13 protein-coding genes are annotated in these 13093 nt (G+C 56.4%); 10 read left to right on the top strand and 3 right to left on the bottom strand.

Features of this window, described 5'->3' with window-relative positions; genetic code table 11:
* Positions 1-28 precede the first annotated feature (28 nt).
* Both mnmE and K2184_RS03930 read left to right on the top strand, forming a co-directional pair.
* A complete protein-coding gene (mnmE, locus tag K2184_RS03935; RefSeq protein WP_004107214.1) occupies positions 29-1393 on the top strand; it encodes a tRNA uridine-5-carboxymethylaminomethyl(34) synthesis GTPase MnmE in 1365 nt (454 codons plus the stop codon).
* Between the two features lie 140 nt (positions 1394-1533).
* On the top strand, positions 1534-1941 hold the full coding sequence (locus K2184_RS03930; protein WP_004107215.1) for a GNAT family N-acetyltransferase: 408 nt from the start codon (positions 1534-1536) through the stop codon (positions 1939-1941).
* A 65-nt stretch (positions 1942-2006) separates the two neighbouring features.
* On the opposite strand, the gene K2184_RS03925 is transcribed toward K2184_RS03930, so the two are convergent.
* Entirely contained in the window at positions 2007-2897 is an 891-nt protein-coding gene (locus tag K2184_RS03925) for a dihydrodipicolinate synthase family protein (RefSeq protein WP_004116699.1), read from the bottom strand.
* 148 nt (positions 2898-3045) lie between these two features.
* Positions 3046-3927 (bottom strand): MurR/RpiR family transcriptional regulator, encoded by an 882-nt coding sequence (locus K2184_RS03920; protein WP_004107217.1) that lies wholly within the window; start codon positions 3925-3927, stop codon positions 3046-3048.
* Positions 3928-4255: 328 nt separating this feature from the next.
* Here K2184_RS03920 and K2184_RS03915 point away from each other — a divergent pair, with 328 nt between their 5' ends.
* The 8 genes from K2184_RS03915 to K2184_RS03880 all read left to right on the top strand — a co-directional run bounded on the left by K2184_RS03915 (position 4256) and on the right by K2184_RS03880 (position 11619).
* On the top strand, positions 4256-5746 hold the full coding sequence (locus tag K2184_RS03915) for an MFS transporter (protein ID WP_004107218.1): 1491 nt from the start codon (positions 4256-4258) through the stop codon (positions 5744-5746).
* A 50-nt stretch (positions 5747-5796) separates the two neighbouring features.
* On the top strand, positions 5797-6486 hold the full coding sequence (locus tag K2184_RS03910) for an N-acetylmannosamine-6-phosphate 2-epimerase (RefSeq protein ID WP_004107219.1): 690 nt from the start codon (positions 5797-5799) through the stop codon (positions 6484-6486).
* Positions 6483-7358, top strand: a complete 876-nt coding sequence (gene nanK / locus K2184_RS03905; protein WP_163524718.1) for an N-acetylmannosamine kinase — start codon at positions 6483-6485, stop codon at positions 7356-7358. The genes K2184_RS03910 and nanK overlap by 4 nt, the downstream gene beginning before the upstream one ends.
* Entirely contained in the window at positions 7355-7819 is a 465-nt protein-coding gene (gene nanQ / locus K2184_RS03900; RefSeq protein WP_163524716.1) for an N-acetylneuraminate anomerase, read from the top strand. Before nanK ends, nanQ begins: the two co-directional genes overlap by 4 nt.
* 197 nt (positions 7820-8016) lie before the next feature.
* Complete coding sequence (locus tag K2184_RS03895; protein ID WP_004107222.1) at positions 8017-9201, top strand: MFS transporter; 1185 nt, start codon at positions 8017-8019, stop codon at positions 9199-9201.
* The gene (gene yidZ / locus K2184_RS03890; RefSeq protein ID WP_115240114.1) at positions 9170-10129 is read left to right on the top strand and encodes an HTH-type transcriptional regulator YidZ; all 960 of its coding nucleotides are present in this window, start codon (positions 9170-9172) and stop codon (positions 10127-10129) included. The genes K2184_RS03895 and yidZ overlap by 32 nt, the downstream gene beginning before the upstream one ends.
* Before the next feature lie 301 nt (positions 10130-10430).
* Positions 10431-11015 carry a 4'-phosphopantetheinyl transferase family protein gene (locus K2184_RS03885; protein WP_369752008.1) on the top strand — a complete coding sequence of 195 codons (585 nt, stop codon included), beginning with the start codon at positions 10431-10433 and terminating at the stop codon, positions 11013-11015.
* Positions 11016-11052: 37 nt separating this feature from the next.
* The gene (locus K2184_RS03880; RefSeq protein ID WP_163524714.1) at positions 11053-11619 is read left to right on the top strand and encodes an NADPH-dependent FMN reductase; all 567 of its coding nucleotides are present in this window, start codon (positions 11053-11055) and stop codon (positions 11617-11619) included.
* 84 nt (positions 11620-11703) lie between these two features.
* Here K2184_RS03880 and adeP read toward each other — a convergent pair whose 3' ends face one another.
* On the bottom strand, positions 11704-13041 hold the full coding sequence (gene adeP / locus K2184_RS03875; protein WP_004116723.1) for an adenine permease AdeP: 1338 nt from the start codon (positions 13039-13041) through the stop codon (positions 11704-11706).
* Between the last annotated feature and the right edge of the window lie 52 nt (positions 13042-13093).

Here is a 13093-nt window from a genome sequence, read left to right as displayed (position 1 = left end):
CTTTTTTACATCTACATAGAGAGTCACCATGAGCCATAACGACACTATCGTCGCCCAGGCAACCCCACCGGGACGCGGTGGTGTGGGCATCCTGCGCATCTCTGGCCTGAAGGCGCGCGACGTTGCGCAGGCGGTGCTGGGCAAGCTGCCGAAACCGCGCTATGCCGACTACCTGCCGTTTAAAGACAGCGACGGCAGCGCGCTGGATCAGGGTATTGCCCTGTGGTTCCCCGGCCCGAACTCCTTTACTGGTGAAGACGTGCTGGAGCTTCAGGGCCATGGCGGCCCTGTTATTCTCGACCTGCTTCTGAAACGTATTCTGACGCTTCCGGGTGTGCGCATCGCCAGGCCCGGCGAGTTCTCCGAGCGCGCGTTTTTGAACGATAAGCTCGATTTAGCCCAGGCCGAAGCGATTGCTGACCTGATCGACGCCAGCTCCGAGCAGGCGGCTCGTTCAGCGCTGAATTCGCTGCAGGGCGCATTCTCTACTCGCGTCAACCATCTGGTGGAAGCGCTGACTCACCTGCGCATCTACGTCGAAGCAGCCATTGATTTTCCGGACGAAGAGATCGACTTCCTCTCCGATGGTAAAATCGAAGCCCAGCTTAACGCGGTTATCGCCGATCTCGACGCCGTGCGCGCCGAGGCGCGCCAGGGCAGCCTGCTGCGCGAAGGGATGAAGGTGGTCATTGCCGGGCGGCCGAACGCCGGGAAATCAAGCCTGCTAAACGCGCTGGCGGGCCGGGAAGCGGCTATCGTCACCGATATTGCCGGAACCACCCGCGACGTTCTGCGCGAGCATATCCACATTGACGGTATGCCGCTGCACATCATTGATACCGCCGGCCTGCGCGATGCGAACGACGAGGTCGAGCGCATCGGCATCGAGCGTGCCTGGCAGGAGATTGAACAAGCCGACCGCGTACTGTTCATGGTCGACGGCACCACCACCGGTGCGACCGATCCGGCGGATATCTGGCCAGATTTTATCGCCCGTCTGCCGAAAAATTTGCCGATTACCGTGGTGCGCAACAAAGCGGATATTACCGGCGAAACGCTGGGGTTGAGCGAAGTAAATGACCACTCACTTGTCCGCCTTTCGGCGCGTACCGGCGAGGGCGTAGACGTGCTGCGCAATCATCTCAAGCAGAGCATGGGTTTTGAGACCAATATGGAAGGCGGCTTTCTGGCGCGCCGTCGCCACCTGCAGGCGCTGTCCGATGCCGCAGAGCATCTGCAGCAGGGTAAAGCGCAGCTGCTGGGCGCCTGGGCTGGCGAGCTGCTGGCGGAAGAGCTGCGCCTGGCCCAGCAGAACCTGAGCGAAATCACCGGTGAGTTTACCTCCGACGACCTGCTGGGGCGCATTTTCTCCAGTTTCTGTATTGGTAAGTAATCTCAGTTTGTGAGCATTGACTAACCCGCCTTAACGTCCTGTTAAAGCGGGTTTATTATTTTCCCTTTACGTCTTCACGGCACAGCGCTTTCTCTATTACCCTTATCGATACCCTCGCTTTACTCGTACCGGATACCACCATGTTGAGTGATTACACCCTGATTGATACCGTACCTTCTGCGGAAGACTTTTGCCGCCTGCGCATCATTTCTGGTATGTCCCCGCGCCCGCTGGAAGGCGCCCGCGCGGGTCTGCCGCATAGCTGCTACGGGGTGCATATCCTCTATGAGGGCGTGCCCGTTGGGATGGGGCGCATCGTCGGCGACGGCGCGCTGAACTTTGAAATCGTCGACGTCGCCGTTGATCCCGCTCATCAGGGAAAAGGGCTTGGTCGCCAGATCATGCAAAAAATTGTCGCCTGGCTGGATGAAAACGCGTTTAAAGGGGCATACGTCTCGCTGGTGGCGGATGTTCCCGAGCTGTACGCAAAATTTGGGTTTTCCAGCGTCAGGCCAGAAAGTGAAGGTATGGCAAAGATCTGGAAATAACGTCGCTGATAAAGAAGCATCCGGGGATGCGGTATCCCGCGGATGCCAGTCGATGCGCTTAACGATTAAATAAAATCGGCAGCGCGAAAAGCGTCCAGCGCGACGCGCTTTTGCTCGCTGGTCATCGGGCGCAGCGGGCGGCGCGGATCGCCGACGTCAATACCGTGCAGCTGCATCGCCAGCTTCCCGGCCGCAACGCCGCCGTACTGAACCAGGACGCGAATAATTGCGATAACCTTATCCATACAGGCAGCAACATCCTGATGGTCTCCCCGGTTAAAGCTGTCGATCAGACGATGATAGAGCGGCGCCGCATAGTTATAAGTACTGCCAACCGCGCCGACGGCGCCGCAGGCCAGGCCTGCCGGTAAAAACTCATCCACGCCGAACGGAATATCGAACTGGCGATTGTTGACGCGCAGGCAGCGCTGGAACTCATACATATCCGCGGAGTTAAACTTCATACCGGACAGGTTCGGGATTTTATCCGCTGCCGCGATCAGGAACTGCTCCATATCCAGGCTCAGACCCGACATGCCGGAGTGGTAGTAATAGAAGCCTTTTGACGGCGCGGCGGCGGCGATAATACGGCAATATTCCACCAGATCGTCGACGGTTGACGGTTTGAAGAAGCACGGTCCGATGACCGAGGTGGCAAAAATATCCAGGGTTTCAGCATGGCGGCTGAGCTCCAGCGCATCGGCGATGCTGAGAGCCCCGGTGTGTAGCGTAATGCTTAATTGTCCCTGGCTTGCCGCGACCCAGCGCTCGGCAATTTTTTTACGCTCTTCTACGGAACAGTGGATGCCTTCTCCGGTCGTCCCACAGACGTAAGCACCTTTAACGCCCTGCGCAATCAGATGCTCGGCAATCCGATCGATAACGGGGTAGTTGACTTCGCCGTTGGCATCAAAAGGCGTATGGGGGGCGGCAATAAGACCTGTTAACTTTGTCATGTAATCCTCGAATGGTGTTTTTCTTCTTAAATTAATTAATTTTGAAGTATTACTCCATCCTAGGGGCTAACGATGCCGGTTGCAACAGGTTACCGGCAGGGGGAAAAAACGGGAGTATCAGATTGTGACGAATCGCACTAAATTCGCTCTACTTAAGCATGGACAGAGCATCCATCGTTCGCAGTTTATTCGCGCGGGCGGCTTCCGGATCTCTCTGCACCAGCAGCGTATAAATGAGATCCAGAACGAAGAGCTGCGCCGTTTTAGTGCCGATAGAGTCACCCTGCAGGCGCCCCTGTCGGTTGCCGTTAATGAGCGTAATATCAGCGACTTTACTCAATGGCGATCCGAGGTTATGCGTTAAGGCGACGGTGGTGGCTCCAGCCTGCCTTGCCAGATCGAGGGCGTGCGCGGTTTCCGGCGAATGTCCGGAGTGGCTGATGCCGATGGCGACATCGCCAACCTTGAGCAGCGCGGCCTGCATATACATAAAGTGATTATTTGTTAAGGCATCGACGCGCAGCCCGATTCGCATCAGCTTATGCTTCATCTCCTCGGCGGTCAGTCCGGAAGCGCCAACGCCAAAGATATAGGCGCAATTACAAGTATGCAGCGCCTCCACGACCCGTTCCACCTGCTCCATATCCAGCAGATTTAGCGTTTCCGAAAGCACGGTCGAGATGGCGCCCTGGAGCTTCAGGCCGATGGTGTGCGCATCGTCGGTTTTCTGAATTTCAGCCTCCAGCAGCGTGCTGTTGTCATCGCTATCGTTCATGGCCAGCTCAATGGCCAGTTCCATTTTGAAGTTCTGAAAACCTTTATAGCCCAGCTGTCGACAGAAACGGATCACCGATGCTTCGCCCGCGTTCACTTCCTCTGAGAGATCGGCAATCGAAAGCTGAGTCACCTTATGCGGGGAAGCGATCACATACTGCGCGATGCTTTTCCCGACGCGGGTCATACTGCTTTGCATCGCCCCCAGGGTATCAAGTATTTTCCCGGCTTTGACCGGCGAAGTCGGAGTCGTCATCTCTTCCCTACTGTTTACGCGATTATCAGGCGCTCATGATGGAGGACAGTTCAGCGCCAGGCAATATGGTTTTTTAAAAAACGCCGTGGTGATGCGGCTATCCCCGGCGCGGCAAAAACATATTACGTCTCATCGCGTGAGTCAGATCGCCTTTTTTCATTCCCCCTCGCCTGTGACCATGATCTTGTTCACATATCTCATGCAAAGCCCTTGTGGTGTTTAACTTCTAAAAAATACATTAATTGGAGTTTAACTTCATTCGGGTGCGCGGCACCCTGCTTTTTTTTGGCCCTACAGCATAAAAACGTTGCTCATCACAGGAGAGCATATGAGTGAAATAATAAGTACCAAACCATGGTATAAGCACCTCAATAAGTCGCAGTGGCGGGCGTTTTCCGCAGCCTGGCTGGGCTATTTACTGGATGGTTTTGATTTCGTTTTAATTGCTCTGGTGCTCACCGAAGTACAAAGCGAATTCCAGCTCACCACGGTACAGGCGGCGAGTATTATCTCGGCGGCGTTTATCTCCCGCTGGTTCGGCGGTTTGCTGCTGGGGGCGATGGGTGACCGCTATGGCCGCCGCCTCGCGATGGTCAGCAGTATTATTCTTTTCTCCGTCGGTACGCTGGCCTGCGGCTTTGCGCCTGGATACACCTCCATGTTTATCGCCCGTATGGTGATTGGAATGGGAATGGCCGGAGAGTACGGCTCCAGCGCCACCTATGTGATTGAAAGCTGGCCAAAACACTTGCGAAATAAAGCCAGCGGCTTCCTGATTTCCGGCTTTTCCGTCGGCGCTGTCGTAGCGGCGCAGGTTTACAGTCTGGTGGTCCCCTTGTGGGGCTGGCGCGCGTTGTTCTTCCTCGGCATTCTGCCGATTATTTTCGCGCTGTGGCTGCGTAAAAATATTCCGGAAACGGAAGACTGGACAGAGCGCCAGACGAAAAAAACGCCGGTGCGGACGATGGTGGATATCCTCTATCGCGGTAAATATCGCGCCATGAATATGCTGATGACGCTGGCCGCAACGGCCGCGCTCTGGTTCTGCTTCGCCGGAAACCTGCACAATCCGCTCGTGGTGATTGCGCTGGCGCTCGTCTGCACCATCATTTTCATCAGCTTTATGGTACAGAGCAGCGGAAAACGTTGGCCGACCGGCGTGATGCTGATGGTTGTCGTTCTGTTCGCCTTTCTCTACTCCTGGCCTATACAGGCGCTGTTGCCGACCTATCTGAAAACCGAGCTGGCATACGATCCGTCGACGGTCGCGAAGGTGCTCTTCTTTAGCGGATTCGGCGCAGCCGTCGGCTGCATCGTCGGCGGTTTCCTCGGCGACTGGCTGGGCACGCGAAAAGCCTACGTTTACAGCCTGCTGGCATCGCAGGTTCTGATTATTCCGGTCTTCGCCATCGGCGGCTCCAGCCTCTGGGGTCTGGGCATCCTTCTCTTCTTCCAGCAGATGCTGGGTCAGGGGATTGCCGGGATCTTACCGAAATTGATCGGCGGCTACTTCGACACCGACCAGCGCGCTGCCGGTCTGGGTTTCACCTATAACGTAGGCGCCCTGGGCGGGGCGGCTGCGCCGGTCCTCGGCGCGCTGGTCGCACAGCACATGCATCTGGGTACGGCGCTGGGGTCGCTCTCCTTCGGACTGACGTTTGTGGTGATCCTGCTGATTGGTCTGGATATGCCGTCCCGAGTACAGCGCTGGATTCGCCCGGAAGCGCTACGTACCCATGACGCTATTGATGGTAAACCGTTCAGCGGCGCACTGGTTGGTCACGACAAAGCGAACGCTCCGCTTTGCGATAAACACTAAATTCATGCGCCCGGCTCTGTCGGGCGCAAACGGAAGTAAGGGATAGTGCTATGTCTTTATTTGATGATTTGGATAGTAACGTTAAACAATTGGGTGGCCTCATTGTCTCCTGCCAGCCGGTACCGGGTAGCCCGTTAGATAAACCTGAAATCGTCGCGGCTATGGCGCTGGCGGCGGTCAATACGGGGGCGGTCGCAGTACGAATTGAAGGCCTTAACAACCTGAAGGCGACCCGCGAGCTGATTTCAGTACCGATTATTGGCATCATCAAGCGCGATCTGCCGGACTCGCCGGTGCGCATTACGCCATTTCTGGAAGATGTAGACGCGCTGGCGCAGGCGGGGGCGGATATTATCGCCTTCGACGGTACGGATCGCCCGCGTCCGGTTGGCGTTAAGGCAATGATTGACCGAATTCATCAGCGTGGCTGCGCGGCGATGGCAGACTGCTCCAGCCTGGAGGACGGGACTGAGTGCCACAATCTTGGCGCAGACATTATCGGGACAACGATGTCCGGGTATACCACGGATGCGGTACCTACCGAACCGGATTTCCCGCTAGTGCAGGCGCTGAGCGCCAAAGGATACCGGGTCATTGCCGAAGGCCGATTTAACTCCCCGGCGCTGGCGGCGCAGGCGATAAAGCACGGCGCATGGGCGGTGACCGTCGGCTCCGCCATTACACGTCTGGAACACATCTGCCAGTGGTACCGCGATGCGCTGACTGAGGCTGCGCTATGACCACGCTGGCAATTGATATCGGCGGCACCAAGCTGGCCGCCGCGCTGGTCGATACTCAGCATCGCGTGCTGGAAAAACAGACGCTGCCAACGCCAGCCAGCAAAACGCCGGCGGCGCTAACGGAAGCGTTACGCGAGCTGGTTGCGTCTTTCGCAGGCCGGCCCCGGCAGGTAGCGGTCGCCTCCACGGGCATTATTGGTCACGGCGTTCTGACGGCGTTAAACCCGGATAACCTTGGCGGGCTGGCGCAGTTTCCTCTTAGGGACACGCTGGCGCAGCTAACGGGGCTGCCGTGCCTGGCGGTGAACGATGCGCAGGCGGCAGCCTGGGCCGAATATCATGCTCTGGCTGTCGATGCGAGCGAGATGGTCTTCATCACCATCTCTACCGGCGTGGGCGGCGGTATCGTCTGCCACGGTAAGCTCTTGTCCGGCAAGGAGGGGCTGGCCGGACATATCGGCCATACGCTGGCTGACCCGCACGGCCCGCGCTGCGGCTGCGGGCGTATTGGCTGCGTGGAGGCTATTGCATCCGGAAGGGGGATCGCCGCGCTGGCAACCGACGATCTGCAGGGAATGACGGCCAAAACCATTTTTGCTCTTTCGCAGAGCGGCCATTCCCAGGCGACATCCTTAGTTCACCGTTCGGCGCAAACCATCGCCCGGCTGATTGCCGACATGAAGGCCAGCTATAACTGCCAGTATGCCGTCCTGGGCGGCAGTATCGGGCTGGCGCCCGGCTATATTCCCCTGGTTGAAAGATATCTGGCGCAGGAGCCTGCGGTATATCACACCCCTATTGTAGCCGCACACTATCAGCATGATGCCGGGCTGATTGGCGCGGCGTTGTTAGCAGAGGACAAAGCATTATGATTATCGGCGATATCCATCACCCGGAATGCGCAGGACTATCACCCGTTCTGCTTGAGGCTGTGAGGCTGGCCGTTAAGGCCCAACCGCAGCAGTGTGAACCCGGGCGTTATGATTTACAGGGCGATGATATTTATATGAACGTCATGCGCTTCGCTACGCAGCCGGCGGAAAGTAAAAAAGCGGAGCTGCACAAAAAATTTATTGATATTCAGATCCTGCTGGAAGGCGAAGAAACAATCCATTATGGCGTGGTCGATAGCGCCCGGGAGTGCGAAACATGGCACCACGAGGACGACTACCGGCTATGTTCAACCATTGCCGACCAGCAGCAGGTAGTGCTGAAGCCCGGTATGTTTGCCATTTTCTTGCCGGGAGAGCCGCATAAGCCGGGCGTGCAGGGCGCAGAGAGCGTTGAGATAAAAAAAGCGGTGATTAAAGTTAATCACGCGCTGCTGGCCTGACAAACCTTCGCCGCCCGCCAGACCCGCTGGCGGGACGGTATCCCCTGAATCAAACCCACCATACCGATTTATCCGGGCATGAAAAGTGTCTCTTGCGTCTCCCGTTTCCTCTCAGGAAAACATTGTTGTCCAAATGGCAACTCGTACTACCGCACGAACCCCACTATGCTTTACGGCAATCTTATGTGAGGGGTTCTATGGCACGCTTTCTTATCTGCAGTTTTGCGCTGGTTCTGCTTTATCCATCCGGCATCGATATGTATCTGGTCGGCCTGCCGCGCATTGCGCAGGATCTGGGGGCCAGTGAAGCGCAGCTGCACATCGCCTTTTCAGTTTACCTGGCAGGAATGGCCGCGGCGATGCTGTTTGCTGGCCGTATAGCCGACAAATCCGGCCGGAAGCCGGTGGCAATTTTCGGCGCCGTCGTTTTCCTGCTGGCCTCTCTTCTTTGCTCGCAGGCGCAGGGCAGCGCCCATTTCCTGGCCGGGCGTTTTATTCAGGGGATTGGCGCGGGCAGCTGCTACGTGGTCGCCTTTGCGGTATTGCGCGATACCCTGGACGATCGCCGCCGGGCAAAAGTGCTTTCTCTCCTTAACGGTATTACCTGCATTATTCCGGTTCTGGCCCCGGTAATCGGTCATCTGATTATGCTGAAATTCCCCTGGCAGAGCCTGTTCTATACCATGAGCGGCATGGGGGCTCTGGTGGGATTGCTGTCGATATTTGTGTTGCGGGAAACGCGACCAACATCCGTTCCGCACGCGGCAAAGCAGCAAAATATCGTCCCGGAGTCGCTGCTCAATCGCTTTTTCCTCAGCCGAATCGTGATGACTACTCTGAGCGTGACGGCTATTCTGACCTACGTTAACGTCTCACCGGTGCTGATGATGGAGGTGATGGGCTTCGATCGCGGTACCTATTCCATGACCATGGCGCTTATGGCGCTCGTGAGCATGGTGGTTTCGTTTTCGACGCCGTTTGCTCTGACGCTATTTAAACCCCGCACGCTCATGCTGACCTCACAGGCGCTGTTCTTTAGCGCGGGCGTGCTGCTGAGTCTGTCCACCAGCCAGACGGTGACGATGCTGGGGCTGGGACTGATTTGCGCAGGGTTCTCCGCAGGCTTTGGCGTGGCGATGAGTCAGGCCCTCGGGCCATTCACCCTGCGCGCTGGCGTAGCGAGTTCAGTTTTAGGGATAGCTCAGGTTTGCGGCTCTTCTCTGTGGATTTGGCTGGCGGCCATCATCGGACTCAGCGCGATGAATATGCTGATCGGGATACTTATTGCCTGTAGCATAGTGAGCATTGTTCTGATTATGGTCGCCTCTCCGGCGCGGGCCGCGCAACGCTATGAAGAAACCCCTGTCGAGTCTCGATCTTAATCTGCTGCTCTGCCTGCAGCTCTTAACTCAGGAGCTCAGCGTCACCCGCACGGCGAAACGGATGAACGTCTCGCCGTCAGCGGTAAGCAAATCGCTGGCCAAGCTGCGCGCCTGGTTTGACGATCCGCTGTTTGTCAAAACGCCTCTGGGGCTATCGCCCACGCCGCTGATGAGCAGTATGGAGCAGGATCTGGCGGACTGGATGCAGATGGGCAATCAGATCCTTGATAAGCCTCATCACACTATGCCCAGCGGGCTAAAGTTTGAGCTGGCGGCAGAGTCGCCGCTGCTGATGATCCTCCTCAATACGCTTTCGCAGCGGATTTACCAGCGCTATCCTCAGGCGCTGATCCGCCTGCGTAACTGGGATTACGATTCGCTGGATGCGATTATTCGCGGTGAAGTCGATATCGGATTTTGCGGCAGGGAAACACATCCTCGCTCCCGGGAGCAGCTTAGCCTGCTGCCCTGGTATATTGATTTTGAAATCCTGTTTACCGATCTCCCGCAGGTATGGCTGCGCGCCGATCATCCCGCGCTGAGCGAAGAGTGGAATCTGGACACGTTCTTGCGCTATCCGCACATTAATATTTGCTGGGAACAAAGCGACACCTGGGCGCTGGACGATGTCCTGCAGGATCTGGGACATAAACGCACCGTGGCGCTGACCGTTCCGGGTTTTGAGCAGTCGTTATTTATGGCCGCTCAGCCCAATCATACAATGCTGTCCACCGCTCCGCGTTACTGCCAGCGTTACAATCAGCAGCACCACCTGCCGCTGGTTTGCTTACCTCTGCCGCTGGAACCGTCGCAGCTGGAGAAAATACGCGTCCCCTTTACCCTTCTTTGGCATAAGCGCAACAGTTATAACCCGAAGATCGTCTGGCTACGGGAAACGCTCAGGCAGCTCTACGCCGAACCGCTATAGCTCCCGGTTTGCCCCCCTTTGCGCAATAAATTGTAAAATTCACGCAATTTCCCTTTTCAAGAGATGATTTCCACATTAAAACCTGGTAATTCTGAGCGATAATATCATTTGCAGTTTTTATCATTGACCATTAATCACGGAGCGAAGAATGGCAACGCATTTTGCAAGAGGGATACTCAACACCCGGGAGCCGCTATCCACACGCCTGTCAGCGGCCTGTCATCAATCCGCCAGACGCCTGCCTGAGTACCGACAAAGCCGATATCGCGCATCCCGGTCACTCCTCGCAGAACTCCTCTTTATGTTGTACGGCATCAGTGAACTCCCCGAAATTATTGACGAAGAGAATGGAAAACCGGCTTTTCGCGACGAACATCTCCCGCGTTTCTCCATCTCCTATGCCGGAAATATCGTCGGCGTTGCCTTAACCACCGAAGGCGATTGCGGCCTGGATATGGAATTGCCGCACGCTTCCCGCGCGTTACATGCATCGCACGATACGGAACGTTACGTATTTAACAGTAATGAGCGAATATGGATTAGCAATCAGCACGATCCTGACGAAGCGCGCGCGCAGCTTGATGCGTTACGCAAAAGCGTGATGAAGCTGACCGGCGAAACCGCCTTGAACCTGCAGCTTCTCCCGGGCTCCGGACGGTTGCGGACAAGCGGGACGCAGTCAATCGAAGCCGTCTGCGACGCCGAAACGGTGCTGGTCTGGTCTATTGCCGCCAGCCCGGATATTGGCCAGCTAAAAGTCTGGGAATATAACGCGAAAGAGGGTTGGCGCAGCCTGCCTGACGCGCAGGCCCGTGCTAAAGAACCATCCGCCCGGCTGATGCGCTTCACCAGTTTACCGGTAGAAAAAGCCTTCTCCCTCAACTGACCGGTGTTCCCGGCCATCATGATGCAAAGGAGCAATCATGTCTGATACGTTGAAAGTTGTTACGTTACTCGGAAGTCTGCGCAAAGGCTCTTTTAATGCCATGGTCGCACGTACCCTGCCCGGCATCGCGCCTGCGGGTATGGAAGTTTCCGCGTTACCATCCATTGGCGATATTCCTCTCTATGATGCCGACGTGCAGCAGGAAGAGGGTTTCCCACAAAGCGTTCAGGATATCGCGCAGCAAATTCGTGAGGCGGATGGCGTGGTTATCGTTACGCCGGAATATAACTACTCGGTGCCCGGCGGCCTGAAAAACGCCATCGACTGGCTGTCTCGTCTCCCGGAACAACCGCTATCCGGCAAGCCGGTTCTGATCCAGACCTGCTCTATGGGGGCCATTGGCGGCGCGCGCTGCCAGTATCATCTGCGTCAGATTCTGGTATTCCTCGACGCGATGGTGATGAATAAGCCCGAGTTTATGGGCGGCGTGATTCAGAATAAAGTGGATCCGCAGGAGGGGAAAGTTGTCGATCAGGGCACGCTCGATCATCTGACCGGGCAGCTTAGCGCTTTTGCCGAGTATATTCAGCGAGTTAAGGCCTGAATAAAAAGGGATGTCACCCCGCCCCTCTCCCTCGCGGAGAGGGTGTAAATGCTAAAGCCCTTTTCACAGAAAAGGGCTTACTGTTTATTTCGCGTCAATAAACACAATCTTCAGCACGAACAGCAGTGAAACTACAATAACGCACGGGCTGAGATCGCGCAGCCGACCGGTGCCAATCTTCATCACGCAATAAGAGATAAAGCCTAAGGCAATACCTTCTGTAATGGAGAAGCTAAACGGCATCATCACGGCGGTAATAAACGCAGGAACGGATTCGGTTAAATCATCCCACTTCACGCGCGCCAGGCTGGACGTCATCAGGACGCCAACGTAAATCAGCGCGCCGGCTGCGGCATAAGGAGGGACCATGCCCGCCAGCGGCGACAGGAAGATCACCAGCAGGAACAAAATGCCCACCACCACGGCGGTTAAGCCGGTACGGCCGCCCACGGAAACCCCAGAGGAAGATTCAATATAGGCAGTGACGGAAGAGGTACCGATAAAAGACCCCGCAACGGAGGATACGCTATCGACAAACAGCGCCTGCTTCATACGCGGGAACTTGCCCTTAGCATCGGCCAGGCCGGCCTTGTCGGTTACGCCGATCAGGGTGCCGGAGGAGTCGAACAGGTTCACCAGCATAAACGAGAAGATCACTCCTGCCAGGCCAAGATTCAGCGAACCTGCCAGGTCAACATGGCCAATGACCGTCGTTACGCTCGGCGGCATGGAAACGATGCCGCTGTAGTGAACGTCACCCAGCATCCAGCCCAGCAAAGTGGTGACCACGATAGAAACCAGCACCGCCGCGTGGATGTTGCGGGAAGCCAGAATAGCAATAATAAAGAAGCCAAGAATACCCAACAGCACGCTATGAGACGTCAGGTTGCCAATACTCACCAGGGTTTCCGGGTTGGCGACGATAACGCCCGCGTTTTTCAGGCCCATCATACCGATAAACAGGCCGATACCGCTGGTGATACCAATGCGCAGGCTAACCGGAATATTCGCAATCATCCAGTAGCGCACGCGGAAAATCGTCAGCAGGAGCAGGCCAACGGCGCCCCAGAAAATCGCGCCCATCCCGACCTGCCAGGGCAAGCCCATCGCCTGTACCACGACAAAAGCAAAGAAGGCGTTTAGCCCCATCGCCGGCGCCAGGGCCACCGGAAGGTTAGCGAACAGCCCCATCATGATGCTACCGAATGCAGCAATCAGACAGGTTGTGACGAAAACGGCGCTGGTATCCATACCCGCCACGCCGAGGATCTGTGGGTTAACGAAAACGATGTACACCATCGTCAGAAAGGTGGTGAAACCTGCAATCGCTTCGGTGCGTGCCGTCGTGCCGTGTTCACGCAGTTTGAACACGCGCTCCAGCAGACCCTGGCCAGAAGACTGGCTGGTTTGTTGTTGACTCATTATCGGTTTCCGAACAAAGGAGGGAAAATTCGTCGCTATCCTATACCAAAAT

Source organism: Klebsiella sp. K5-306 (assembly GCF_051835185.1).
Classification (GTDB): domain Bacteria; phylum Pseudomonadota; class Gammaproteobacteria; order Enterobacterales; family Enterobacteriaceae; genus Klebsiella; species Klebsiella oxytoca.
The sequence above is the reverse complement of the archived record's forward strand: the minus strand, read 5'-3'. Positions and strand labels throughout refer to the sequence as shown.